The organism is Kitasatospora cineracea, from assembly GCF_003751605.1.
GTDB lineage: Bacteria > Actinomycetota > Actinomycetes > Streptomycetales > Streptomycetaceae > Kitasatospora > Kitasatospora cineracea.
In genome coordinates, this window is sequence record NZ_RJVJ01000002.1 from 1,194,921 (window position 1) to 1,219,893 (window position 24,973).

Below are 24,973 nucleotides of genomic sequence, written 5' to 3' on the forward strand. Positions count from 1 at the left end.
GGCCCGCCCACCGGCGGCTTGAGGCGGCGGCCAGCATGGTCATCGCCGCAGCCACTTTCAATACCCAAATCACCTGCGAACAAGATCAGTTGCCCTCTAGACTGATCAGATGGCGGATAACCTGCTCATCCATGGCGGCAATGAGAACGCACTTCGCATCTTGCAGGAGACCGGCCAGTATCGAGGCAGGGTCAAGTCGGCATACCTGCGGCCGCCGCACGATACGCGATGGGGGTTCGAGTACCAAGGGGATCCTATACGCGTCTCATGGCTTGATGCGCTGCAGGTGCATCTGCGTCTGGTACGCGACCTGCTCGCCCCTGACGGCTCTGTGTGGGTGCACGTCGACGACCAGCAGTTCGCTGACTGCCGCGCGCTTATGAACAAGGTCTACGGCCGATCGAACTTCGTATCTACAATCGTCGTTCCGAAGCCCGCCCGAAATGACTCCCGTCACTTCAGGGAAAGTCACGACTACCTACTTGTCTTCGCGAAAGATGCCTCGATATGGCAGCCGAACTCTCTCCCTCACACAGCTGAATCAGGGTCGATTTACCGGAACCCCGACAGTGATCCCCGTGGGCCGTGGCGAGCAGCCGACCTGTCCACCCCTGTTCTTCATGAGAACCTACGCTACAAAGTGGTAGATCCATCCGGCACGGCTGTGCAGCCACCTGCCCGCCGTTCTTGGATATTCACCCAGCAGCATTTCGAGGAACTCGATCGCGACGGACGTATCGCATGGTTGCCCGGCGGCCGTCCGAGGCTGAAGCTCTATCTATCGGAGGCCCCTGACAAGCGGCCCACCACGGTATGGAGCCAGGCCGACGTCGGGACAAGTTTCCAAGCGCGCCAGCACCTACACGAGTTGCTCGATGACATGCGCCAGCTGGCTCCACCGCCAGAACAACTGCTGCAACACATTCTCACGATCGCAACCAATCCCGGTGACCTCGTGTTCGACTACTGCGGCGACTCAGGCACGGCCGCTGCGGTCGCACACAAAACTGGCCGCCGCTGGCTCGCTGTCGACAACGAGTCACACGTCGTCCGTGATCGTCTGGATAAAGTGATCAGCGGTAACGATTCAGGCGGCATCACACATGAAGTGAACTGGCTAGGCGGCGGTCACTACGACGTAATTACGGCACCGAGTCCCGATGAAGAATCCGGATCCCTTGACTCGGGTGCCGATGAGCATGTGCGGATTCAGGTCGTTACTTACCGCAAAGACGGGAGGGTCGTTCCTGCACTGGACTCGACCGAGAAGGACCGCCAATCGGCCGAGCTAAAGGTCATCACACAGCGCCGGGAACTGCTGCAGGAGCTTCGAGAAGTCGTCAGCGACAGGCGTGCGCCGGAAGCTGCAGTTCAACGGATAATCGGACACAATCACTGGATCTTCGGGGGCGAGTACACAGAAGCTTCGGAGCGACGTGACCTGTTGCCTCTCGACCAACACGACGTTCTTCTCGTGCGCGCTGACCGCAGCGTTCAAGTGGTCGAACTCAAAAAGCCTGGTGCCGCACTTGTCAGGTGGCACCGCAACGACCTGATTATGTCGAACGATGTGCACGAAGCGGTGAGTCAATGCAGAAACTATGTTCAGAGGATGGATGACGCCGGGTCGGCACTGGAAACAATCCACCGTAACACGCTTAACCTTGACCACGACTACCTTCGCGCACGGGGAACTGTTGTGATTGGTAACCCTAACCACGTGGATACTCCTGGGGTAACTCGGCAGATGGTTGCCCGTGCCATCCGTTCATTCAATATGGACCATAACCGAGTTCAGGTACTCACCTACTTGGATCTGATCGAATGCGCGGAAGAAGCGCTTCGCTTCGTCGAGGGTGACATCGAAACTCCAAATATCGAGAGCGAAGCCTGATGAGGTATGCGCTGCTCCCTCTGGCGGATACTGCATTTGATTGGGTGATGTCGGTCAGCCCTCCATGATCAGGCCGTTACTGGCAAGGCGGCCGTCGACCTGGCCGGGGTGGGGCTGGATCTGTTTGAGCTGGTGTTTCATGGCGAGTGTGATCTAGGATCTTTGTTTTGGATCAGCGGCGGACCAGATGAAGATGCCTGCGATGTGGAGTCCGGCCTGGTAGACGGTGGCGGTCTTCTCGTAGCGGGTGGCCAGACCCCGCCAGTTCTTCAGGCGGTTGATGCACCGTTCGACGGTGTTGCGCTGCTTGTAGGCGTCGCGGTCGAAGGCAGGCGGGCGGCCGCCGTTTCGGCCCTTGCGTTTGCGGTTGGCGACCTGGTCGGCCGGCTGGAGGATCACCGCCCGGATCCCGCGCCGACGCAGGTGCTGGCGGATGGCCCTCGACGAGTAGGCCCGGTCCGCCAGGACCACGAGAGGTCGGGTCCGCGGTCGGCCATCGCCCTGGGCACTCGCAAGGCGGCCATGACGTGCTCGAAGGCGGGCGCGTCGCCGGCTTGGCCGGGGGTGAGGTGGAAGCACAGCGGTCGGCAGCGTCCGTCCGCGGCGAGGTGGATCTTGGTGGTCAGTCCGCCGCGGGAGCGTCCGATGGCGTGATGGTCGGGTTCGTCGGCCGGGGCCCTTTTTTACGGGCCCCGGCGGCGTTCTGGTGGGCACGCACGATGGTGGAGTCGACCGAGACGACCCAGTCCAGGTCGCCTTCGTTGTCGGCCTGGGAGAGCAGGGCGGTGAAGACCCTCTCCCAGGTTCCGTCGATCGCCCAGTTCCTCAGCCGGGTGTAGGCGCCTTTCCAGGAGCCGTATTCGGCGGGCAGGTGTACCCATTGCGAGCCGGTCTGGAACTTCCAGGCGATCGCGTCGATCACCTGCCGGTGATCGCGCCACCGCCCGCCCCGCCTCGGCGTCCGGTCCGGCAACAACGGCTCTATCCGCGCCCACTGCGCGTCAGTCAACGGCACACCAGTCCAACGATCGGATGATCCGAGAGAAACGGCCTAGTCGAGGAGCTCGGGAAGGTGGGCCAGGGGACTGCCGTCGTAACCCGGGATCCGGTCCGGATGCATGTCCGCACTGTTCGTCACGGAGTTCATCATGCTGCTGACCTCTGTCATCGCCGTGGGCGGGCGGCCATGGGAGGCTGCAACCTTCGTGGCTACCAGAGCGCCATCGCGGTGAACATGATCTTGCGGGACAACCCTTACGAGTTGGTGCGTGATAGCGGGTGAGGTGGCCGCGCTGGTGAGTGGCATGATCGCGGCGTGCAGATCATGGTCAATCGGGCGGTTCTGACGCATCGGCTGTTCACGGGTGTCTCCCGGCGCCATCTGGGCAGTCTGATCGCCGAGTTGGCCGAGCCGTGGCAGGCCGTAGTCGAGGGAGGCCGCCACAAGGTGCGGGGCGCGGGCCGCGGGCGCCGGCGCCCGTCACCAACTCGTCTTCACCGACCGGGTGGTGGCCACCCTGATCCATCTGCGGCACGACCTTCCGCATGCGGTGCTGGGACTGCTGTTCGGCGTTGACCGCTCCACCGTCACCCAGGCGATCGGGGAGATCCGCACCCTGCTCGCCCGACGGGGCTGCGCGGCCCCCGCCCGGCCCGGTGTGCGCCTGCGGACCTTGGCGGACGTGTTCGCCTACGCGCAGGCCGAGGGTGTCGAGCTGCGGCTGGACGCCACCGAGATCCAGGTCCGCCGGCCCGTGGCCGGCCGCGGCGGGCGCCGGGCCTTCGTGTCGGGCAAGAAGAAGCAGAACACGATGAAGGCCACCGTGATCGCCGATCACCTTGGCCGCACCCTGTGGACCGACGCCCTGCGACCAGGGCGGATGCACGATGCGACCGCCGCCCGCAACGAAGGCATCGCCGACTGCTTCCGACACTTCCCCGAGGTGGAGGTACTCCTCGACGACGGCTACCTCGGCCTACGGCGCGATCACCCCGGTCAGGCGATCACGCCGCTGAGGAAACCGAACAAGAGCGCCCTGGCCGACGTCCACGCCCACTGGGAACAGGCCCGCCACCAGCACTCCTCCGACCGCATCACCGTCGAACACGCCCTGGCCGACCACAAACGCTGGAAGCAACTCCTGCGCTGGACCCACCGCCGCAACAACCTGCCCGACACCTACCGCGCCATCGCCGGCCTCGTCTCCGACCGCACCGCCAAGGTGTGAACCACAGCCCTCCGACAGGCGATCCAGCCCTCACCCGCTATCACGCACCAACTCGTAATAGCCGTGCTCGGCAAGGATGTTGCCGACCATCGCGGGGAACGGCTCGTCGATGGCGGCGGTCCTGCGCACGGTCAGTTCGTGCTGACGGCGGCCGCGGTGCTCGGCGAACCGCCGCAGGTACATCTGCGGCACCGTGTGGTCCCGGGTCCTCCCGGCTTCGCGCGCCGACTTCTTTCCCGATGAGGCTCTGCCCAATTGCCCTCCCGGCTATGCCCGGCCGGCACGCGGTCCCCGGCTGGTCCCTGGCAAGATGGCCCGAAGCATGGCAGGGGCAGGTGGCGGCATCAAGAGGCGCGCAGCAGAAAAGGCCGCTGATCTGGGATTTCTCCCGATCAACGGCCTTCCGACATCTCTGTCGGGACGACAGGATTTGAACCTGCGACCCCTTGACCCCCAGTCAGGAAAGGTTTCCCTATTCCTGCCTGAATTGCGCTCACATGCACGTCATACGTGTGCAGATGAGTGCGCTTCGCGCACCTCGTGCGACGGCGCGCATGACGTGTGGTCCCCAGCTGGTCCCCAGCTCAGGGGCTTGACGAAGGGTCCGGGCGGCGTCCATGTCTCAAGGGTAGCGCCGCCCCAGTCGCGGATCCAGTGGTTCCCGCGGACCATCCAGAAATTTCCCGACAGGACGTCGATGGCTGCCGAGAAGAATTAGGCCGAACCGGCCGAAGGGCAGCCATAGAACGGCCGCTGGAAATCCCAGAGCCAGCCATTCCCCACAGGCCCACGAGAATTCTCGACGCTCGCCGTGGCACACCCCGAAGACCCGTCAGAGACCCGCCATCACCGCGGCATGCGTGCTCCGGGTTGTACGAACCCAACAACCCACGGCCGACCAGCAGACATGCACTCCCGGTCCGCAGCCACTCGTCGCGCGGCGACTCCTTGCGGACCGATACCGCGCGATCAAGCAGCCCTACCCACCATCCGCACAGCATGATCACCCTCACGGCGTGTCGCCGGCGCGTGTCCCAGGCGGTCGATCTCGCTGTACTCCACGCCCCGCCCCGCACGCTCTGCCGCCACGCGCACCACTCCCGCAACTCTGGACACGCCATCACCACTTGGTTCGAGGAGGAGCCCATGGCGCAGTGTCCCAAGCGTGGTCGGGTGTACCGCAGGTGCGGGTGTAAAGACAGCAACACCGGGAAGCAGCTGGGTTCGTGGTGTCCGCGGCTGGCCGCCGATACCGCGCACGGGCGGTGGACGTACGCGGTGGACCTGGCGAGGGAGGACGGCAAGCGTCGAACTCGGCGGCGGGGCGGGTTCGCCAGCCGGGCGGAGGCGGCCCGGGAGATGGCGCGGGTGCTGGATGCCGAGTACTGGGGCGTGTACGAGGACCGGACGCTGCGCGTCGGGGTGTTCCTGTACGAGTGGCTGGAGGCGAAGCGGCCGGCGCTGGCCCCGAACACCTGGGCTGGCTACCGGGCGTGCATCGAGCGCGACCTGGTCCCGGCGTTCGGCGGCATGCTGCTGCTCGACCTGCGGCCCAAGCACATCGACGCCTGGGTGAGCAGGCAGCTCGCCGCCGGCCGCGGGCGCACCACCGTCCACCACGCGGTGGCCATGCTGCGAGGCGCCCTGAACCACGCCGTGCGAACGTGGCGGCTGCGCTACAACCCGGCCAAGCACTCCGTCCCCGCCAAGCCCCGCGCCGCGGTGCGCACCTGCTGGACCCCTGACCAGGCCGCAGCGTTCCTCCGCCACAACGCGGAGCACTACGCCGACCGGCTCACCCACCTGTTCGAGGTCATGCTCGGCACCGGCATGCGCCGCGGCGAAATCCTCGCCCTGCACTGGTCCGACGTGCACCTCATGGACCGCAAGCTCTACGTCCGCTGGACGCTGACGGCCGTGAACAACGGCAAGGTCCACCTCGGTGAGCCCAAGACCGAGGCCAGCCGTGCCTGGGTTAGCCTCGCTCCCAGAGCCATGGCCGCGCTCCACCGCCAGGCCAACCTTCAGATGGCCGCACATGCCGACGGGCGCCTCGAAGGCCTGGTCTTCGCACGCCCGGACGACTCGCCGCTTCGCCCGCAGTGGGTCCTCGACCAGCTCCGCAAACGCACCGCCGAACTCGACCTGCCGAAGATCGGCCTTCACGACCTGCGACACACCCCAGCCAGCATCATGATCGCCGCTGGCATCCCTCTCGCCGTCGTCTCCAAGACCCTGCGCCACTCCAACCTCGCCATCACTGTTGACCTCTACGGACACCTCCTCAAGGACTCCGCCGACGAAGCCGTCACAGCACTCTCTATCGCCCTTGACCGTGCCGACGCGCTACTGGCTGATCAGGCAAGTGGCGGCGTCTTCCAGCGGGCAGCGTGATCTACCCGCTCTGCCGGCTCGTAGGTTGCGTTGTCGGCCTCGATCATTCGCAGTGGCTTCCGGGCCCAGCGGCCCCAAGTCGACATCCGCTGTGCCGGTACCGCAGCATCGCCGATGTCCACAACCTCGCATGGAAGCTCGCCGCCGTCTTCTGCGGGCGGGCGGACGAAACCTGCCGGATACATACCAGGACGAGCGTCGCCTTCCGCCATCACCGCCTCGGGCGCCAACGCCCGAGCCATGACCCCGACGCCTCCTCCCCCATCTCGACTGGACCTCTGGCTCCTGCTGGAGGCACTGATCAAGGCGATGCTGCCGCACTCCTTCCGCCCCGGCGTCGAGGGCGCCCAACCGACCTCGTCCGTCCGTGTACCGGGGCCGGGCAGCCAAGCTCGTCGCCGGAATCACCCTGGGCCGGTCGCGGACTGTGGAGGGCGACGCCGCACACCTCGCCGCCGGGGTCCGGCTGTGCCTGCTGTCGTTCGGCGTGCGTAACGGCAGCCAGGCCCTCGGCAGCCTGCTGCTGCAGCGCACGCCCGACGGCACCACGGCCCTCGCTTGGCGCAGCCGCGGCAAGAACGTGCCGTCCACCCGATCGTCCCGCCCACACCGGTCTTCTATGACGGGCAGGAGCCGCAGATCGCCACCAGGCCCGCCTCTGCTACCGCACGGCCCCGCGGTGCGGCCAGGACGCCTACAGACTGCGCGACCATGACGCCGCCCTGCTGAAGGCCGTCATCGCCCCTGCGACCGCGGGTCAGTAGCGGATCTCGACGGCCCGCCCGCCGGCGTCCAGCTGGGGGACGGCGGGGACGCTCTTGCTGGCCCCGGTGGCGATGCGGTGGGCGGACCAGGCGGCAGCGGCGGCGTCCAGGACGTCGTCGACCGGCACCCGGTCCGCCTCGCCGAGCGCGTCGGGGAGGCCGATGCCCGCGTCGGCGAGCAGGTTCCGGCGGAGCATCTGGCCGCGCCAGGTCTTCTTAGGGAACAGCAGCGGCGTCCTGCCCGCCAGGGCAAAGAACGACACCTCGGGATGGACCTCGAAGACCCTCGCGGGATCGGCGGTCCAGCACGCGCGGGCCTCCAGCAGCTTGTCCCGCAGGGCCCACGCCTGAGCGCTGAGCCCGCTTCCGGTGAGCTGCCGGCAGACCTCGGACGCGTCGGCGTGGGTGGCCTCCTGCCACGCGGCCTCCGGCGCCACCATGAACACGCTGCTGCGGCGGGCACCGAGCAGGTCCTTCGCACCGTGGTCGGCATCCCGCCACTTCTCGCCCATGAGTCCCAACGGCATGTCCACCGCGACGACCCGGGCCTGCGGCGTCCGGGCGATCAGCGTTTCCAGCCTGACGTCCACGACACCACCCGCGTAGCGGCCGTCCACCAGCCTGATGCCCACCCAGCCCAGCTTGCCGCAAGCATCGACGCCAACGACCTCCATCAGGACTCCTGTCGTCCGTACGGCCGGCCGGTGATCACGTCCCGTGCCGGTTGACCGCTCCGTCCGCCGTCACCTCGTAGACGGTGATGCCCAGCCTGTCACGGACGGGTTCCGGAGCGCGAAGTGCGGTTCGGACAGCGGACGTTGGGACGACGGGGGCGTGCCGCGCGCCCGCGCCCTATGCTGTCAGCCGGCGCAGCAGCTGCCCGTAAGCGCTGTCGGCGTCGATGCCGGGATCCTTCGTCACCCGGCCTCCCAGCCGCAGCGACCGCTACCGCTCCACCGCGGTCCTCACGAGCGCGAGGAACCCGAAGGACTTCATCGCCTCCGACTCCGACGGCAGCCCCGGCTCGTCCGCCCCGAGGGCCGCATCGCCTGGCACTCCACCGACCCGACAACCGGCCCCACCACCGTCGGCCCTCCGAACAGGGCCGCAGCCCTCGACACTGCCCGGGTGCTGTACCGGTGGCGGGTGAACCGGATCCTCGCCGACCCGGCCTGCACTACTACCGCCGGTCGCAGGCGTACCGTGCGGCACCCACGGGGGCGGAGTTGACGCGGAGGGCCGTGTTGATCACGTCTCGCCCGGAAGGCCGGCATCGTGCAGGAGGTCACTGCCGGGCCGCGTCGGACCTGGCCGGCTGCTGCTGCCCGAGCGGCACGTGCTGCAGTCCCGTGCTCAACAGGGGCTGATGGTCAACCACTTGAGAGGCGAGGCAGCTCGCCCCGTGGGCCAGTGACCGCTGGCTGCCCCGCTCCGACCGCGGCGCGGCCAGCCGCGCCCGGCGGAAGGGCCGCCTGTCAAAACTCCGGGCTGGAGGCGAAGCGGGGAAGCGGCGGCAGCGGGCGACTCGTCGGAGGCACCTCGTAGGGTCTGTGCAAGGACCAACTGATGAGGAATAGATCATGGCCAAGACCTGGCACGAACGCATGGCGGAGTTCCGCGCTCGCCAATGGCGCAAGGACCCAGCGCTCCGGGAAGCGCTGTCGTTGACTCGAGACAAGTTGATCATTGAGCGACGATGGGACTATGCCGATGCGGTCGGCATGCCGTTCAACGACGCCTGGACGGACGGCCAGGTCTGGGCCTTGGCGCAGATCCACATGTGGATCTGCGACGGCTTATTGAAAGTGTTCAGGGTCGAGGTCGGCGCCACCCCGGGAGCGGACAAGGACCGGGAGGGAAATCGCGCAAAGCTGGCTGCTGGCCTTCCTGAGAACTTTACGCCAGAGGTCTATCCCGGCCCGGGGCATTCGGACGCGGGCGATGGGATTTTGACCTGGCGTGAGGATCATTTCACGTGGCTGATGCCCCTGGAAATCGGTTACACGATGGCCTCCCGGACATTCATTCACCTGCATGACCACGGTGTCATCGCCCGGTGGCCCTACGGGTCCGAGGATGTATGGGTCATGCATTTCAGCTCAGCTGAGGACTGGGACAACATCCGCAACCCGCGAGGGGGAAAGCTGGACCGGATGCTCTCAGGCGATCTGACCGAGGCCGACCTCGATCCCTGTTGGGACGAGGACGCAAATCTGGTGGGTCTTCGAATCTGGGAGACCGAAACGATGCTGAAGGTCAGCACCACGATCCGGGACCAGGGCGGAATTGGTTACTCCTCGCCTGGGGGAACCACCGGGGTGCGGGGCGAGGACGCGATGCCGTCGTGGCGCTCCGACGTGGCTGCCTGGCTTGAGTCGGAGTTTCCCCACCGCTCGTACATCGAAATGGTCATTGCAGAGCTCGGCCCGATACGAATCGGCGCAAACATCAGCTACGCGCCTTCGTACGGGCGGGATCCACATCTATCCCGCGTGCCGAAAGCCACGATCCGATTGACGCCGGCTCCACTACCGCACAATTACGAATTCTTCGGCCACGCTTTGGTCTGGGGCGCCGTGAACGGTTGGCGCTGGATCAGAACAACTTGGGGCCCCAGAGGCCAGGAGACTCACGAGGCACACCCGCTGGTCGACGAGGTTCTGGCGATGCCCGCCGAGGCAGCACATGCGATCAGGCAGCTGGCCGACGGCAATACGGAGTCGTTGCCCCTGAAGGCCAGGTCGCTCCCAGTTGACGCTCTCTCTGTCACGCCAGCACTGGAAGCAGCCGCGCAGCTCTGGGACGTCGATACCAGGACCATGGCATTCCTTCAATCATGGTCCGCACCTCGGAAGGATTGACAGCCTGGAATTCTCGCACCCCGCGCGTCTGCGACATTACGGCGTAGAATCGAGAGGCGACCGAAAGTAGCCGGAATACATGTCCACCGCGCCACGCGGCCGCCTCAAAGCGCAGTCCTCCCTGTCGTCCACGGTGCCTTTACGACCCGGCCCGGGACGCACCCTGAGGGGCAGCGCCGCCGGAGACTCAAAGGCATGAACAAGGGATCGTGTCGGTGCGACGCGACGAGGCAGCGGCACGACCTCTGAGCTTGCTCCGCTTTGACGGACACCGTGGTTGCGGTGGTCAGGCCGCCAGCACGGTCTCGTATTCGGCGGGGCTGCGGTAGCCGAGGCTGCTGTGCAGCCTTCGTATGTGGTACCAGCCCTCGATCCACTCGAAGATCGCGGTCCGGGCTGCTGCTCGGCTGGGCCAGGGCCGGTCGCCTAGCAACTCTCGCTTCAGCGTCGCGAAGAAGGACTCGGCGAGCAAGTTGTCCCAGCACTGGCCGGTGCGGCCGACTGACAGTAGAACGTTGAACTCGCTTGCCAAGACGGCGAATTTGCGACTGGTGTATTGACAGCCGCGATCGGAGTGAAAGACCACCGGCTTGGTCGGGCGGCGGGTGCGGCAGGCGGCCCGCAGGGCGTCGGCGACCAGCTCGGTCCGCAGGTGGTCGGCGGTGGCCCAGCCGACCACGCGGCGGGAGGCGATGTCGATGACGGTGGCCAGGTAGGGCCAGCCCTCGTCGGTGGGGATATAGGTGATGTCGCCGCACCAACGCGTGTCGATCGCCTGCGGGTCGGGCTGGAAGCCCCGCAGGACCAGGTCCGGACGGGCGCCAGCGTGCGGATCGGGGATCGCGGTGCGCTGGCGGCGTCCGCGGTGGCGGCCCTGCAGGCCGGATCGGCGCATCAGCCGGGCGATGCGGCGGCGCCCGCACCGCTCGCCTTAGCGCTGGAGCGCGGCATGAACGCGCGGGGATCCGTAGCTGCCCCGCGAGCTCTGGTGGACCTCGGCGATCTTCTCGGTCAGTTCCGCGTCGCGGACCGCGCGGGGGCCGGGTATGGCAGTGCGGCGGGCGTAGAAGGCGGCACGGGAGACCTGCAGCAGCTCACACGCCCGTTTGACGCTGTGACCCGCCTGCTTCTCCGCCTCGATGAACGGGTGGGTCTCCTGAGCGAGGAAAGCCGTCGCACGCTTGAGAATATCCACGTCCTCCCGCAGGCGGCGGTTCTCTCGCCGCAGCCTCGCCAGTTCCTCGCGCTCGTCGCCGGTCAGACCGTCGCGTTCGCCGGCGTCGACCTCGGCCTGCCCGACCCAGTCGCGCCCCGCGGTCTCGGTCAGGTCGAAGTCTTTGGCGACCTGACCGACCGAGCGGTCCCCGCGCCGGCACAGCTCGACGATCTCTGCCTTGAAGTCCGGAGTGAACGAGCGGCGAGGGCGTGGCTTCTTCTTCCCCATGCTCTCCATGACGGACATCATCCTTAACGGGGCCGAAGCCCCTGATCAGGGGTGTCCGTCAAAGCGAATCAAGGCCACCCAGGGGCTCACCACGGCCTGCCCTCACTCCGCTCCAGGAGCGGCGACACCGCAGCTCGCCGAGTAGCGTTGAGATGTCGGCTTCGCCATCCTCCCCCTGGGAGTAGCGGTGTTGGATCCAATCACTACCACGATCGTCGCGAAATTCGCCGGTACTCTGTTCGGCCAGGTCGCGAAGCCGATCATCGCAGCGGCACGCGATGCCGTGTTCGGCAAGCCCGGGACACGCGCCATGGAGAAGGCCATCAGGCAGGCGGTCGAGCAGGGTGTCGAAGAAGTCTGCGCCTACGGGGTGCCGGTCGAGGTCGTGCAGCACGTCCTACTCATGGTCCAGAAATTGGTCGAGGAACAGCCCGACCTCGGAGCCGACCTTCTCGGGCAACAAGACCACGACGCCGTCGTGCGACTTTGGACCGAGGCCGCCGAGGCAGCAGGCTGGGATCTGGCCACATTCCCCGTTCACTACCCGGACGTCGTCAAGGGCGTCACCCGGCACATCCCCGAGAAGATTCGTGCCATGGCCGGCGAGGCAGAGAGCCCGCTGAACAACCGCGTCGTGCTTGCTGTTCTGGGGAAAATGGAGTCACAGCTGACTGACCTGCAGAAACTGGGCACCGCTGTCCTGTCGCGCGATGTCCCGCTGGCCGACCCGCTCCGCGAGACTCTGGAACAGGCTAAGGCCACCTGCCAGACCACCAACTCGTATTTCCACACGCCGCACCTTCTCCTTGCCTTGATCCGGTCGCCCTCGACCGGCGTCCGTGCCCTGCTCGACCAGCAGCGAGCAGGTCTTGCGGCGGAGATCGAGGGCCCGCTGGCCATCTACGTCGGGCGCCGCGGGGAGGATTTCGTCGCCTTCGACTGGCGTGAACTCGCGGCGGTCCAAGCCGCGCGGGTCGCTGCGATCCGGCTGGGGTCGGCGGTCGTGACCGGCCGCCTCCTGTTCCTCGGTGTCCTGGAGACCCCCTCCAAGACCGTCCAGCAGCTCACCGCTGCGCTCGGCGACGAGCTCCTCGCGGCGGTGAAGCGCGCAGTACTGACCTCCCCGGCGGTCGAGAGGATCCCGACACCGGGCGTCGTCTACCAGGCACCGCGCGAGTAGCCGTCATGGACCCCGCGGCCACCCCCGGTGAGATCTTCGTTCCCCGCAAGGCGAGCGGGATCCGCACCCGGCTGGTGACCGACGGCACGGTGACCCGCGAAATGCCGATCATCGGACACCTTGGGCCGGCCTACGAGGTCTTCGCAATCCAAAGCGGCGGACACGGCGAGATCTACTTCTGCGTCCCGACGGACGAACCGGACCCACCCGTTGCCTTCGTCTGCAAGCAGATCCCCCGTCAGGTACTCCTAGACCCGGTACGCCGCCGCGCGTTCCTGCGCGAGTGCGTGCTGGCGGTACGCATGACGGCCCTCCCTGGCTTCGTCTCCAGCGACATCCTCTGGGTCGGCGGCCTGCCCACCCTGGTCACCGCGGCCGTGCTGCCTGATGACGACGATGTGGCGAACCTGCTCGATGTCGTCAACGGCCCTCAGCTGCCAGTCCCTGTAGCGGGCTTTCTGGCATGGGCGGTAGCGGAGAGCATGTCCACAGCGCTCAACGTCCATCCCGAGTTCGTCCACGGTGACCTGAAGCCGGAGAACGTCCTGGTTCAGGCGGGCGCACCGCTGATCACCGATTTCGGTCTCGCCAGTACCCTCCGGCACGGGTGGGGACAGGACAGCCTGCCCGGTACACCCCCGTATCTTGCGCCGGAAGCACGGCGCCCGGACGCGCGCCTCACCCTGGCGACCGACATCTATGCCTTCGGCATCATTCTGCGGCAGCTCCTGGACAACTGCCAGGCTGCCGACTCCGGCCCGCATACGGCCGCGCTCGACCTGATCGCCGAGCTGGCGCTGCGGTGCACAGCCGACGCCCCAGAACAACGGCCCATCGGGTTCGCGGAGATCGCCCAACGCCTCAAGCGGACGTTCGACGAGTCGGACCCAGCCGTGCGGAGGGGATACGGCGCCTATCAACTGCTCGCCATACTGAACATCACCAACTCAGTGGTCTTCCCCGACTACGAGAGTCTGGCCCGCATCGAGGAGTGGGACCTGCTCCGTGAGCTGATCGAGAGCCAACCCGCCAAGGAGCGCCTCAGCAGCGCCTGGCACATGCACGGACTTGCCCTGACGCGCATGGGCCGGGACTTCGAGGCGTTGAAAAGCTTCGAGACGGCGCTTGCCCGTGCGCGGTGGGAGACCGAGAAGACGGGCCGACCGATGATCTACGGCCCCGATGAGGACGCCATCCGCAACATCCGGTTCGACATCGCTGTGCTCCTGGTCAACATGGGACGCTTCCGCGAGGCCGAGGACCTGGGACGGGAACTCGTGGCGGACGCCGCCTCGGACGAGGCGGCCCGGCGAGCCAAGACCATCGTAGCGATGGCTCTGATCAATTCCGGCCGGTTGGACGGAGGCGAACAGCTGCTGATCACCGCCATGGCAGGCGAGCACGACGAGGGACGCCTGGCCGAAGGCTTCCGTGCTCTCAGCGTGCTGCGGCTTCAGCAGGGGCGGCCGGACGCGGCGATCGAGGCGATGCAACGGGCAGTGCAGCTCACTCCCGGCCGGGCCTCGCACCACCGGAATCTGGGGGAACTACTTGCCCAGCTTGGCGAGCCAGGCCTGGCAGTCGCCGCGTTTGACCACGCCATGCAGTGCGGGGACCTGACCCAGGACGTGCTCGCGATGCGCCTGGCCTGCGCAATCGCCGCCGACGACAGGAAGCCCGACTCCTACCGCGCCGAGGCGGACCGCCAGTTCGGCGCCGAGCGGGTCGATGACGCCTGGCAGGCAGCCCTCGACATCCTGGCAAACGCCCGAGAACTGGAACCGGCTGAAGCCACTGCCCTGACAGCAACCGGTGCGGTCGGGGAGACGCTCAACTACGACGAGCTGCAGGTGGAGATCGACGACGCGCGCTTCTACACCTTCGACTACTACACCGACGGCGACGAGCCGGACCTCGTCGCTGACTTTACCGCCCGCCACCGCGAGATGGTCACGACGATCACCTCAGCGAAAATGAGGGGCGCACCCGTTGTCTGCACCAGATGCTCCGGCTGCGGGACCGAGATCCTGACGAACCGGCCTGTGGGTACCGCGTTCACCTGTGTCCGCTGCGAAACCAGAAGCGACGTCTCCCCGCTGCTGGACGAGCCGCACCGGGAGCTCCACGACGCGATTGGCCAGGCCCTGGACATGACCGAGGAGCCTGCCGACGGCCAGGGCCGGTGCCTCGTTGTCCAACCGTGGGAACCAGGCACCGACGCGCAGATCGAACGTGTCCACGAGGCCGCCCGGCGACACGGACTGGATCCGGTGTCCCCAGATCACGCCGCCGTCGTCCTCGCCTTCGTGGAAGGCATATCCGTCGGTAGATTCACGTCCCACCACCAGCCCATCGGCGCGATCTACTTGTGCCCCCAGGGAAGCCGGCACATCCCGCGAATGCCACCGGCTCCAGTCGAGGACTACCTGGTGGAGGTGCGCAAGATCTTCGGGGGCCGGGTGAACAGCTCGTCGCACCAAATCGACTACACCCGCGAGGACCCAGGTGGTCACATCTTGGCGGACCGGCTCGACCTCGCCGCAGAGCAAGTGCACGACGACCCTGACGTCACCAGCCGCCGAACCACGCTCATCCTGCTGTCCCAACTCCGGCTCAACCGCGGACAACCAGAGATCGCCCTGCATCTGGCCGACGAGGCGGTCAGGCTTGACCGTACAGACGAGAACGCCTGGATCGCCAAGGGCTACGCCGAACTGGTGCGCGGTGATGTCACCGCCGCGAAGGAGAGTCTGCGGGAGGCACAGCGCGACAACTCCGCGTCCAGCGGCGCCACTGCGTTGCAAGCCACCATCGAGTACCTCAGCGGCGATGAGGACGCACCGTTCACGCTAGCCCGGGCAATCACCCTCGGCGCCATCTTTCGGCCGCCCGGTGGCGAATCTTCCGCTGCCCCGGCGCAAGCCGCACCGCATGATCTCAATCGCCAAAGCAGTACTCACCCTGGAGCGGCGACGCTGAAGAAACTCAACGACGGACTCTATCCCTGACTGGGCGTTTCATCCCAGCGCTCAGAGCTCATGTTCCGCGCCAGGTCGGGGTTGATTCGCCGGTGAGTCGGCGGGTCATGAGACTGATCATCGCGACGTGGACCATGGCTTCGGAGCGGGCCGGGAGGGCTTCGTAGTCGCGGGCGAGACGGCGGTGGTGCATGAGCCAGCCAAAGGTCCTTTCTACGACCCATCTGCGGGGCTGGACGACGAATCCCCTGGTGGCGGGGTCGCGGCGGACAATCTCGACGTCAATGCCGAGGGTGGCGCCGTGTTCGACGACGGCGTTCTTGTAGCCCATGTCGGTCCAGGCCTTGTGGACGGCGGGGTGCTCGGTGGCGACCGCGGTCAGCAACTGCTTGCCGGCGGCGCCGTCCTGCACACTCGCGGCGGTGACCAGGACCATCAGCAGCAGGCCGATCGTGTCGGTGACGATGTTGCGCTTCCTGCCGACGATCTTCTTGCCGACGTCGACGCCCTGCGAGGAGGCGGGGACGTTTGTGGAGGTCTTCACGCTCTGTGAGTCGATGATGCAGGCCGTCGGCTCAAGACCGCGGCCCTCGGCAGTGCGGACCAGACGCCTCAACAGCCCGTTGAGCTGCTCGAACACGCCTTCCTTCTGCCATCGGGCGAAGTAGGCGTAGACGGTCTCCCACGGCGGGTAGTCGTGCGGGAGGTAGCGCCAGGGGATGCCGGTGCGGTCGACGTAGAGGATCGCGTCCAGGAGGTCGCGCAGTTCGTGCTCGGGAGGCCGGCCGAACGCGAGGGCCCGCTCGGTGCGGGCCCGACGCCAGGCGGTGAGGGTGGGTTCGACCAAGGCCCAGCGGGCGTCGGACAGGTCACTCGGATACGGTCGACGATCCGTCATGACAACGGCATACTGCGGGATTGCCCCGCTGCCCAGGACTCGCGGTGCCCGGGGGACAGAAGCGGACGGGCTCGGCTTCCTGGAACGAGACAGGAGCAACCGCACAGTTCCGGCGGACATAGATGTAACAGCGACACTCCTGTCACCAGGACCCCGAGCGTCACCGAACGTCAGCAGCCCGGACTCCCTGGAAATCAAGATGAACCATCCCGACTACGGGTGAAACGCCCAGTGAGACCGTGTCTGAGATCTCACGGGTTGGTGCGTGAAAGAAGTCGTGGGCCTGGCCGCCGGGCCGGTTCGCCTCGAGTGAGTCGGCGGACCATGATGCAGATCATGGTCCAGCGGATCATGGTCTCGGAGCGGGCGGGCTGCTGCTCGTAGTCCCGCGCGAGGCGTCGGTGGGCGGTGACCCACGAGAAGGTCCGCTCGACGGCCCAACGTTTGGGCTGGACCTGGAATCCGCGCTGGTCCGGGGCCTTGCGTACGATCTCCAGTTCGCGGCCGAGGATTGCGCGGGCCCACTCCACGAGGCGCCGGCGAAGCCCTGGTCCGCCCATATCTTCTGAACTCCCGGATGGTCGAGGCGGGTCCACAGCAGCGGGTGCTTGGCGCCGTCGCGGTCCTGGATGTTCATGGCGACGACGTGGACGGCCAAGAGCAGGCCGAGGGTGTCGGTGACGATGAACCGCTTGCGGCCCTTGACCTTCTTGCCCGCGTCGAAACCCCTGGTCGCGGTGGGAAAGAGATGGCTGCAGCTGGGGACCACCACCACGGGAACGGGTGCGTACTAGCCCGAGGCATTCCGGATCCGATCCTGGGCACCTCATGGAGCGGCCCGGGGCAGTACAACATTGCTCGCCGACGCGGTAGAAACTCCCCATGACTTGGAAGACTTTCCGGTTCGTAATCGCGGTCGCCGCAGGGATGGTCGTGGTGGTGGGGGCCCTGCTGCTCGCGTTCACACCCGTGAGCCGCGATTTGACGCATTGGCTCGCGGGATCCGATTGGGCGGACATGAACGGGGCGGCCCGCACGGCAGCAGAGGGGCAGGTCCGCTCGGCTGTCTTGCAGGTAATTGCGGCGGTGGGAGCCAGCATCGCCTTGTTGTATACCGCTCGCACCTACCGTCTGAGCCGACGAGGGCAGGTAACCGACCGCTTCACGAAGGCGTTGGAGCGGCTCAGCGCGGACGAGTCGTACGTGCGCCTGGGGGGCGTGTTCGCAATGGAGCAGATCGTCCAGGATGCGCCGGAGCAGGGGGTACATGCGGCGCGGGTCCTCAACGCCTACGTGCGACGCCGCGCGAACCCAGCGGACCGCTCTGGAGGCCTCGAAGCGGCAAAGCTCCCGAAGGACCCAGAAGAAACGGTCACAGAGGCTTTGCGAGTCCTGACCACTGCCCGCCCGTGGTGGCGCTCGGAAGCCGATCGCCCTCAGGTGGACCTGACAAAGCTCCACCTGGCAGGTGCCCAGCTGACGAGTGCCTCACTGCGCGGAGCTCTGCTTGGCGGGACCACGCTCTTGGGTGCCGAGCTGGCCAAGGCGGACTTGTCGGGCGCGGACCTGTCCAAGGCCAACCTGTCCGGCGCGAATCTGGAAGGAGCTGACCTGTCAGATGCGGGTCTGGACGAGGCAGATCTGTCCGAGGCACGTGGCCTTGAAGTCAGGCAACTGCTACGCGCGCGTAGTCTGCGGGGCTGCAGGCTGCCACCTGGCGTCTCCTCCAATGCCGAGGTCGCGGGGCGGGCGGCGGACTAGGGATGTTGGTGTGAGGGCCTGCGGTGCAGGTGGTCGCCCTGGCCCCTCATAGGTCAGGCCTCGAGGATGAGGTCTACGACGGGTTCGGGGAGCCGGTCCAGCACCTGGGTACGGGTGGTGAGCTCGCGCAGATTCTGCCACAGGCGTCTTCTGATCGCCGGTGTCGTCGTGCGGTGAAGTCGGGCAAGGCGCTCTTCCAGAGGGGTAGTGACTCCGGGGAGTTTTGCTCCAGTGGCACGTCTACTGGCCGGGAAGTCTGTCTCGGGCAGCAGGCGATGGAGGGGAATGGTGGCCAAAGCTTCGTCCGGCATGGCCGCATTGACGGAGAAATATGCGCCCAGGTCGAGCGCTTGCTGGCGCTCTTCTGGGCTTCCCAGAAACCAGTGGAGGATAGCGCCTGGGTGTGGGTTCGTCGTCAGCAAGTCGATGAGGGGTCCGGTGCGCCCGGTGCTGTGAAGAGACAGGAGAACTGGTTCGTCCTTAGCAGCAGCGAGGACTTCGGTGAGGACCTGGGTCTGGCGTTGGAGGTCGCCGCGACGGTCGAGGCCTACTTCGCCGATGAGGCAGTGGGTGCGCAGGGTGCTGCTGAACTGCTGGGGCTGGAAGTCGCGCAGGGCCGCGGCCACGCCGGGATGGACGCCACTTCCCCAGACCAGGGTGCTGTCCTGCCGTCTGCCGGCGAAGGCGGCTTCGGCGGGAGTGCGGGTGACGGCGAAGACAACGGCACCAGCGAGGGCGTTGATCTGGGCGGGTGTGACGTCTGGGGCGATGTGCGCGTGGCAGTCCAGCGACGGCAGGTCATCAGGGTAGAGGGACACGGCTGAGCTCCTGAAGACCGCGTTGGCACAGGTCCATGACGGCGTCGATGTCGGTGTCGAGGGGCACGTCCCCCACTGCAAGCAGGTCGGTGTCGTCGATTCCTGTCAGCAGGAGCTGCTGGATATCGCGCATGTCCCTGCGGCGGCGACGCAGCAGATTCCCACGCGCATCATCGGCGAGGGTGTCGACAAGGTAGGGGGTGGGATCCGGGTAGGGCCCGTCGGTGAACGCGGCGCGGCGGACCAGGCATGCGAGACAGAGCCCGCAGTTGTGGTTGGGGTTGCCGCCTGTGTATCGGGCACCGTCGAGCTTGCTGCAGGAGAGGGTTGCTGCGGTTGCGGCGAGGACGCCGCCGTCGGTGCGCTGGTGTGCGCGTGTGAGTAGCTGCCCTTTGGTCAGGTAGGCGTAGGGGTTGGAGATGTGGATCGGCAGGCTCAGGGTGGTTAGGAGTTGGTTCAGACGGGCGAAGGTGCCGGGATGGGTCGATCGAGTGGACAGAGCGCCGCCTCGGGCTGCGGTCAGGGGCGGGTTGATACTGGTGAAGCCGTTCTCGGGGACGATGACGTGGGGGCTCGACGCGCTGGCTGCCACGGTGGAGGCGAGGGCGGCGAACAGTAGGCTTCTGCTACGAGACGATGCTTCTCGGGGTGTGCCGGTTTGGCATACTTTGAGGGCCAGGTGCCGAATCGGCTGGGTGGCACGGGTGTTGAGCCAGCTGACAGCAGTGGTCTGGGCATGGCGGATGGCGGTACTGGCGTCGTAGTGACTGAGATGGATCCTGGAACGGCCGTCTGCGAGGTGGTCCGCGGCGCCGCACAGGGAGTCCATGCCACCGCTGAGGAGCATGACGTCGTCGGCTGTGGCAATAGGGGCCGGGGCGTTGTCCGGTGCGGAGGCCGCAGCAGCGGTCAACTGCCACTGGTCGCCGGTCAGCCAGGTAAGGAGGTCCTCGACGAGTCGGCCAGGCTGGGCGTTCCAGGGCTCCGGGTCCACCGTGTGGACCGTCAGTGCGATCGTCCTGCTAAAGGTAGTGGGCCGCGGGGTGCTTCGGTCGGCAAGGTAAGCGGCTGCAGCAATGCGGGTGAGGTCAGCGGCCACTACGGGTGGATGTCCCAGTGGACCCAGGTCCCAGCCGAGGGTGCAGGTGACGGTGTCGGTCGGGCTGTCTGCTGCCGTCCTCGACCAGCGCAGGGATGTGGCGGACGGTACTTGCGGCCGCCCGTCGTGGGGCAGGACTTCGACGGCGGACGTCACGTGCGTGTGGCGCGCAGCATGCGCAGTGCCTCCTCGGTCACATTGGCAGCGGTGCTGGTGAACTCTTTGACCGTCATTCGCTTGGCATCCGGAATGCGAATATCACGGACCCGGCGTTTGAGCCAGCCACGCAGCCACTCCTGCTTACGGACCACGTCCTTGGCACTGATGGTGTCACGGGCTTTCTGCGAGGCGAGTTCGACGAGGCTGAGTTCATAGATCCACTGGGCGACCAGTCCTCGCAGGCTGTCCTCCGGCGATGGGGGCTCCGGGGCGAGCACGATGTCCTTGACGTGCTGGACAGTAGCCCGGCGCAAGGCTGCGTCGTCAGGGTGCCCCGCGTCTCCAAGAACAGCCTGCAGGATGCGGGAGATCTGGCTGCGCGGCGGAAGGCGGCGCAATTCATCGAGGTCGAGGCCGATTTCCCGCAGTTGCGTCGCGTCGCCATCGCGCAACGCGTAGGCACCAGACAGGGCAGCCGCACCCCGGGCGGCGCCTCTGACGACCGCCCGCGCGGAGCCACCACCGGCGCGTCCCAGGCCGCTATCCGATGCCCTGCCACCTGCACCGCCGCTTCCGGCGCGCGCGGCGGACAGGGCGGTGAGGGGATAGCCGCCAGTGGGGGCGCGGCCGCGGTCCGCGTCCTCCTTTTGCAGGGCGGTGGCTACCGACTGCAGGACGGCATCAAGAGCCAGCATCTGGGCGGGGTCAAGGTTGTCGAGGCCTGTCCCGTCCTGAGCCGGTGAGGCGGGCAGCGCGTCGAACGCATCGTGTGCTTCGGCCCAGTTCGTCGACCCACTACCGCCGTAAGCTCCGGATGTTCCCATCAGCCGCGGTCACGTGCTTCGACCGCTGCCTGCTGGAGCATCGCGTCGATGTCGGTAGCGTCCGCCAACTTCGCCACCACTGCGATCAGTTCTGGAACGTCGCTCTGGCTCATGTCGTAGATTCCGGCCGGGGTGAGCATGTCACGTACGTGCCACAGACCCTCGGCAATCTCAGTGCGCAGTTCCTCGGTGTGCCGGGCTAGGTAGACCAGCGATTCGACCAGGGGGTCCACCTTCGTCTCCCGGCGTGCGCGCTGCACGAGCCCTTCGGTTACGGCACGCTGTTCGGTAACGGGCCGGGTGACGATCAACTCCTGTGTCTGCCGGCGGTCGAGGTCCGCTTCACTCGCCAGGTCCATGACCCAGGTGAGCTGCTCCTGGGTAAGCGTGGCGGCCACCTCCAGACTAATTAGTGATGCGGCAAGCGTCAGGTACGGGCCGAAGGGGGCTCTGGCCAGGTCCGGTTCCGAAGCTGCCCAGAGCTTGCTCGCGTCGCTGATTCCTTCTGGCTTGTCTTCGCGCTCGCCGCGTCCCCACGCCTGCCAGTGCTCGAGCAATGCACCCCTGCTGCTGTCGGGCAAGCTGGCGAGGACCTCGAAGTCCTTGGCATGACTGTCCTCCAACAGCATCAGCTTCGCAATCACCGCCGGCTCGATGGTGATGCCCTGCCCCTCGGCGATCTTGCTACGCAGGGAGAATGCGTTCAGGAACCGCTTGATGCTGCGAGGGCTTCCCGCGCGGTGGGCAGCCATGCCGGAAGCAAGCCGGCTGGCAAGGCCGATCGTATCGGGGTCCGGTGCCCACGGTAGGCCCGTCAGATCGGAGAGGACCGGGGACAGGCCGAGGGCACGGCGGCGCTGCGCGTGCTGCACCAGCGCCTCGTAGTTGGCGGGCTCTGGGCACAGACCGGCCGATAGAAGCAGGGTGATATAGGTTGCAGCCTCATCGGTCCCGACGCGAGGCAGCGACAGCGGCACCTGGACGATTTTCTCCAGGTACCGCGTCGCGAATCGCTCGCCTCGCCCGGTCGCGTCAAGGCTGGCCGCAATCGACTCGCGCACCATCTCCTGGTCCGCAGCCAGCACGAAGGCCACCTTCTTGACCGACAGGAACAGTTTGATGGCCTCGAGCGAGGCCATGACGGCGTCGGGCAGGCACCGGTCGAGATCGTCGACGAGAACCACGAGCCTCTTCAACCCGACAATGCTGTCGATGAGTTCGGCGAATGCTTCCCGGAAGCCAGCAAGGCTCTTGGTGTCCTTCTTGGACTTGGGAGTGAGCGCCTCGATCAGTTCCTTGGATTGGGCTACGAGTTTGCCCTGGCTCAGACTCGCTGCGACGCGTGACGAACCGATGCGATCCAGCAGCGTGGTGACCTTAGTGTCCAGGTCCTCATGTTCCTTGCCGTAAGTCGACAGCAGGTGCTGCAGGACCTCGGCAATCACGGTGCCTCGCACATCGAACTGGTCGTCGAACTCCCACGGGTCGAGACGGACCACCGTGGTGCCGGGCTGCTGACGCAGCTTCCCCTCGAGGATCCGCAGCACGGTCGACTTTCCCCCGCCCCACGGGGACTGCACACCGATCGTGACCGGGTCCAGCGCGGGTGCGTTTAGCGCAGCGACGACAGTGTCGACGATCGGCGTGAACCCGAGAAGATCAACCATCGTAGGGTTGTCATCCCATAGTTGCATGTCACCCACTGTGCCTCCTTGCGCCGCCACAGCGCTTTCTTCCACAGTCCGGCCACGGATCGTGCGACCAATGCACACGCGGGCGGCCGAACACATCATCGCCGACAATCGACGAAAAGTGGCCGCTGGGGAAGTTACCGTTCAACGATGGTGTCGGAGCCTCAGGACCACGTCAAGAACTGGCAGAGCAGCAGTCAGGTCTCCTGAACCAGGGTCCTCGGGTGCGGGGCAGTGCTCGTAGGAGGTCGTGTAGGCCGACGCCGGGTTGTGTAGCCAGGCACAGGGGCGGTGGGGTTCGAAGGCCTCGCTGACGAGGCCGATGGTGCACCGAACTCGGCGAGGAGCAGGCCCAGGGTGCGCTCGGCAGACTTCAGGGGCAGGATCGAGAATCGGATTCCCTGATAACTCCTTCGGCCCCCTTCTCCCTGATTAATCAACGCTACCGAATTCGAGTCGATGCGCCTCAGAAATGCATCGCCGAATCGACAGCACCTCCCCTTGTTCGATTCTTAAGGGGATAACTGCAGCTCACCGAGCCACGTGGTCTCGCGGTTCGCCTTCCTGCCGCCATGATCCGCCCCTGTCGCGCCAGGGCGCTCCGCTGTGAAGCTGGATCGACCCGATCACACAAGGAGTCGATTCCGTGAACCAGACCGATTCGCAGCGCGGGCGTGTCTACCGACGCTGCGGCTGCCGTGACACGGCCGGCCGCCAGTACGGTGCCCGCTGCCCGAGGCTGAACGCCCATTCCGACCACGGCCGTTGGGCCTATGCGGTCGACCTTCCCGCCACCGCCGGCAAGCGCGAGACCCGCCGCCGCAGCGGTTTCCCCGACAAGAACGAGGCCTTGGCCGCCCTGCAGCTGTTCCTGGCGGTCGAGCGCACCGGCATCGCACTGAACGAGACCCTGACCGTCGCCGAGTACCTGACCGAGTGGCTGCTCTCCAAGCAGGAGGTCCTCAAAGTCACTACCTATGCCGGCTATCACCGCCACGTCCACCACGACCTCATACCGGCCTTCGGCTCACTGCCCCTGTGCGGCCTACGCGACCGACACGTCGCCGCCTGGTCCCACAGGCAACTGGCAGCTGGCCGCGGACGTCCCACTGTCCACCGCTGCTGCACCATCCTCTCCAGTGCCATGAACGCCGCCGTCAGCGCCGACCTGTTGGCCCGAAATCCCGCCCGCAACTCCGCGCTGAAGCGCCCCGTCGCACCCGAACGCCGGTGCTGGACACCGCAGCAGGCATCCGCCTTCCTGCGCCACAACGCCGAGACCTACAACGACACCTACGCCGACATCTTCGAGGTCATCCTCGGCACCGGCATGCGCCGCGGCGAGGTCTTGGGCCTGCATTGGCCCGAGGTCGACTTCCAGCAACGCATCCTGTTCGTGCGCTGGACCGTGGCCTTGGTGAACAACGCCCGTCTTACGCTGCAGGCGCCCAAAACCCGCGCCAGCCGCAACTGGGTCAGCCTGTCGCCCCGCGTCACGGCCGCGCTACGCCGCCAAGCCGCCCGCCAGCGCAGCACCCACCCCGACGACCCCCACCTCCAGGGCATGGTCTTCACCCGGCCTGACGGCAGCCCCATCAACCCCAAGCGACTCCTGCACACCCTGCACCGACGCTCGGCTGAGATCGGCCTGCCCAAGATCGGCCTTCACGACCTGCGGCACACCGCCGCCACCATCATGATCAGCTCCCAGGTGCCGCTCACCGTCGTCTCCAAGACCCTGCGGCACTCCACACTGGCCACCACCGTCAACATCTACGGCCACCTGCTTCCCCAGGCCGCCCGCGAAGCCGTCGCCGCCCTCGCCGACGCGCTCGACCATGCAGACCTTCCCCGCGAGAGTATCTGACCGAGTGTCAGCAAACGCGCTCACCCGGCACTCACCACGTCGGCAGACAGCCAGGTCAGAGCGCCGGGCGCGACCACCCTGCGACCACCGGCCGCCGGAAAACGAGAGAGAGC

Annotated in this window: 17 protein-coding genes and 4 pseudogenes; 9 read left to right on the forward strand and 12 right to left on the reverse strand. The window is 66.6% G+C overall.

The genetic code is table 11. The features are described 5' to 3' along the window. Positions 1-109 precede the first annotated feature (109 nt). The gene (locus EDD39_RS31575) at positions 110-1,894 is read left to right on the forward strand and encodes a site-specific DNA-methyltransferase (RefSeq protein ID WP_123562599.1); all 1,785 of its coding nucleotides are present in this window, start codon (positions 110-112) and stop codon (positions 1,892-1,894) included. A 153-nt stretch (positions 1,895-2,047) separates the two neighbouring features. Here EDD39_RS31575 and EDD39_RS31580 read toward each other — a convergent pair. After that, a pseudogene (locus tag EDD39_RS31580) lies at positions 2,048-2,909 on the reverse strand (IS5 family transposase). Positions 2,910-2,945: 36 nt separating this feature from the next. Beyond that, positions 2,946-3,275: a hypothetical protein gene (locus EDD39_RS39960; RefSeq protein WP_162870222.1), complete on the reverse strand. Its 330-nt coding sequence runs from the start codon at positions 3,273-3,275 to the stop codon at positions 2,946-2,948. On the opposite strand from EDD39_RS39960, the pseudogene EDD39_RS31585 reads away from it, so the two are divergent. Beyond that, a pseudogene (locus EDD39_RS31585) lies at positions 3,219-4,122 on the forward strand (transposase). The gene EDD39_RS39960 and the pseudogene EDD39_RS31585 overlap by 57 nt on opposite strands. Before the next feature lie 30 nt (positions 4,123-4,152). Here the strand turns inward: EDD39_RS31585 and EDD39_RS39965 are convergent. After that, a complete protein-coding gene (locus EDD39_RS39965) occupies positions 4,153-4,314 on the reverse strand; it encodes a hypothetical protein (RefSeq protein ID WP_162870272.1) in 162 nt (53 codons plus the stop codon). Between the two features lie 954 nt (positions 4,315-5,268). On the opposite strand from EDD39_RS39965, the pseudogene EDD39_RS42815 reads away from it, so the two are divergent. Further along, positions 5,269-5,481: pseudogene (locus EDD39_RS42815) on the forward strand (Arm DNA-binding domain-containing protein); the annotation flags it as partial. Next, on the forward strand, positions 5,482-6,516 hold the full coding sequence (locus tag EDD39_RS31590) for a tyrosine-type recombinase/integrase (RefSeq protein WP_162870273.1): 1,035 nt from the start codon (positions 5,482-5,484) through the stop codon (positions 6,514-6,516). It abuts the pseudogene before it with no gap. A 757-nt stretch (positions 6,517-7,273) separates the two neighbouring features. Here EDD39_RS31590 and EDD39_RS31595 read toward each other — a convergent pair. Continuing rightward, complete coding sequence (locus EDD39_RS31595; RefSeq protein ID WP_123562604.1) at positions 7,274-7,954, reverse strand: DUF429 domain-containing protein; 681 nt, start codon at positions 7,952-7,954, stop codon at positions 7,274-7,276. Positions 7,955-8,860: 906 nt separating this feature from the next. On the opposite strand from EDD39_RS31595, the gene EDD39_RS31600 reads away from it, so the two are divergent. After that, entirely contained in the window at positions 8,861-10,141 is a 1,281-nt protein-coding gene (locus EDD39_RS31600; RefSeq protein ID WP_123562606.1) for a hypothetical protein, read from the forward strand. 286 nt (positions 10,142-10,427) lie between these two features. Here EDD39_RS31600 and EDD39_RS31605 read toward each other — a convergent pair whose 3' ends face one another. Together EDD39_RS31605 and EDD39_RS31610 are read right to left on the reverse strand one after the other, a co-directional pair. Next, the gene (locus EDD39_RS31605; protein WP_123562608.1) at positions 10,428-11,036 is read right to left on the reverse strand and encodes an IS3 family transposase; all 609 of its coding nucleotides are present in this window, start codon (positions 11,034-11,036) and stop codon (positions 10,428-10,430) included. A gap of 36 nt (positions 11,037-11,072) precedes the next feature. After that, a complete protein-coding gene (locus tag EDD39_RS31610; protein ID WP_162870274.1) occupies positions 11,073-11,594 on the reverse strand; it encodes a transposase in 522 nt (173 codons plus the stop codon). Positions 11,595-11,772: 178 nt separating this feature from the next. Between EDD39_RS31610 and EDD39_RS31615 the strand changes: the two genes are divergently transcribed. Together EDD39_RS31615 and EDD39_RS31620 are read left to right on the forward strand one after the other, a co-directional pair. Next, on the forward strand, positions 11,773-12,765 hold the full coding sequence (locus EDD39_RS31615; RefSeq protein ID WP_123562612.1) for a hypothetical protein: 993 nt from the start codon (positions 11,773-11,775) through the stop codon (positions 12,763-12,765). A 5-nt stretch (positions 12,766-12,770) separates the two neighbouring features. Further along, positions 12,771-15,773 (forward strand): protein kinase family protein, encoded by a 3,003-nt coding sequence (locus tag EDD39_RS31620; protein WP_123562614.1) that lies wholly within the window; start codon positions 12,771-12,773, stop codon positions 15,771-15,773. A 28-nt stretch (positions 15,774-15,801) separates the two neighbouring features. Here the strand turns inward: EDD39_RS31620 and EDD39_RS31625 are convergent, their stop codons facing one another. Together EDD39_RS31625 and EDD39_RS41595 are read right to left on the reverse strand one after the other, a co-directional pair. Continuing rightward, positions 15,802-16,641 (reverse strand): IS5 family transposase, encoded by an 840-nt coding sequence (locus EDD39_RS31625; RefSeq protein ID WP_123559957.1) that lies wholly within the window; start codon positions 16,639-16,641, stop codon positions 15,802-15,804. A gap of 251 nt (positions 16,642-16,892) precedes the next feature. After that, a pseudogene (locus EDD39_RS41595) lies at positions 16,893-17,377 on the reverse strand (transposase); the annotation flags it as partial. 146 nt (positions 17,378-17,523) lie between these two features. Between EDD39_RS41595 and EDD39_RS31640 the strand changes: the two are divergent. Then, positions 17,524-18,402, forward strand: coding sequence for a pentapeptide repeat-containing protein (locus EDD39_RS31640; protein WP_123562618.1), 879 nt, complete (start codon positions 17,524-17,526; stop codon positions 18,400-18,402). A 53-nt stretch (positions 18,403-18,455) separates the two neighbouring features. Here EDD39_RS31640 and EDD39_RS31645 read toward each other — a convergent pair whose 3' ends face one another. The 4 genes from EDD39_RS31645 to EDD39_RS31660 all read right to left on the reverse strand — a co-directional run bounded on the left by EDD39_RS31645 (position 18,456) and on the right by EDD39_RS31660 (position 22,996). Continuing rightward, positions 18,456-19,220 (reverse strand): TatD family hydrolase, encoded by a 765-nt coding sequence (locus tag EDD39_RS31645; RefSeq protein WP_162870276.1) that lies wholly within the window; start codon positions 19,218-19,220, stop codon positions 18,456-18,458. Further along, on the reverse strand, positions 19,204-20,214 hold the full coding sequence (locus EDD39_RS31650) for a 7-cyano-7-deazaguanine synthase (RefSeq protein ID WP_148089570.1): 1,011 nt from the start codon (positions 20,212-20,214) through the stop codon (positions 19,204-19,206). The genes EDD39_RS31645 and EDD39_RS31650 overlap by 17 nt, the downstream gene beginning before the upstream one ends. 257 nt (positions 20,215-20,471) lie before the next feature. Beyond that, positions 20,472-21,173 carry a hypothetical protein gene (locus EDD39_RS31655; RefSeq protein WP_123562624.1) on the reverse strand — a complete coding sequence of 234 codons (702 nt, stop codon included), beginning with the start codon at positions 21,171-21,173 and terminating at the stop codon, positions 20,472-20,474. Between the two features lie 128 nt (positions 21,174-21,301). Next, positions 21,302-22,996 carry a KAP family P-loop NTPase fold protein gene (locus tag EDD39_RS31660; RefSeq protein WP_244257441.1) on the reverse strand — a complete coding sequence of 565 codons (1,695 nt, stop codon included), beginning with the start codon at positions 22,994-22,996 and terminating at the stop codon, positions 21,302-21,304. 643 nt (positions 22,997-23,639) lie between these two features. Here EDD39_RS31660 and EDD39_RS31665 point away from each other — a divergent pair. Next, positions 23,640-24,860 carry a site-specific integrase gene (locus EDD39_RS31665; RefSeq protein ID WP_162870278.1) on the forward strand — a complete coding sequence of 407 codons (1,221 nt, stop codon included), beginning with the start codon at positions 23,640-23,642 and terminating at the stop codon, positions 24,858-24,860. The last annotated feature ends 113 nt before the right edge of the window (positions 24,861-24,973 follow it).

Coding starts and splice junctions, on each gene's coding strand:
- EDD39_RS31575 (WP_123562599.1), top strand. CDS start 110: ATGGCGGATAACCTGCTCATCCATGGCGGCAATGAGAACGCACTTCGC.
- EDD39_RS31590 (WP_162870273.1), top strand. CDS start 5,482: ATGGCGCGGGTGCTGGATGCCGAGTACTGGGGCGTGTACGAGGACCGG.
- EDD39_RS39960 (WP_162870222.1), bottom strand. CDS start 3,275: ATGGCGCCGGGAGACACCCGTGAACAGCCGATGCGTCAGAACCGCCCG.
- EDD39_RS31655 (WP_123562624.1), bottom strand. CDS start 21,173: ATGCTGGCTCTTGATGCCGTCCTGCAGTCGGTAGCCACCGCCCTGCAA.
- EDD39_RS31640 (WP_123562618.1), top strand. CDS start 17,524: ATGACTTGGAAGACTTTCCGGTTCGTAATCGCGGTCGCCGCAGGGATG.
- EDD39_RS31595 (WP_123562604.1), bottom strand. CDS start 7,954: ATGGAGGTCGTTGGCGTCGATGCTTGCGGCAAGCTGGGCTGGGTGGGC.
- EDD39_RS31600 (WP_123562606.1), top strand. CDS start 8,861: ATGGCCAAGACCTGGCACGAACGCATGGCGGAGTTCCGCGCTCGCCAA.
- EDD39_RS31625 (WP_123559957.1), bottom strand. CDS start 16,641: ATGACGGATCGTCGACCGTATCCGAGTGACCTGTCCGACGCCCGCTGG.
- EDD39_RS31605 (WP_123562608.1), bottom strand. CDS start 11,036: ATGCGCCGATCCGGCCTGCAGGGCCGCCACCGCGGACGCCGCCAGCGC.
- EDD39_RS31660 (WP_244257441.1), bottom strand. CDS start 22,996: ATGCAACTATGGGATGACAACCCTACGATGGTTGATCTTCTCGGGTTC.
- EDD39_RS31620 (WP_123562614.1), top strand. CDS start 12,771: ATGGACCCCGCGGCCACCCCCGGTGAGATCTTCGTTCCCCGCAAGGCG.
- EDD39_RS31610 (WP_162870274.1), bottom strand. CDS start 11,594: ATGGAGAGCATGGGGAAGAAGAAGCCACGCCCTCGCCGCTCGTTCACT.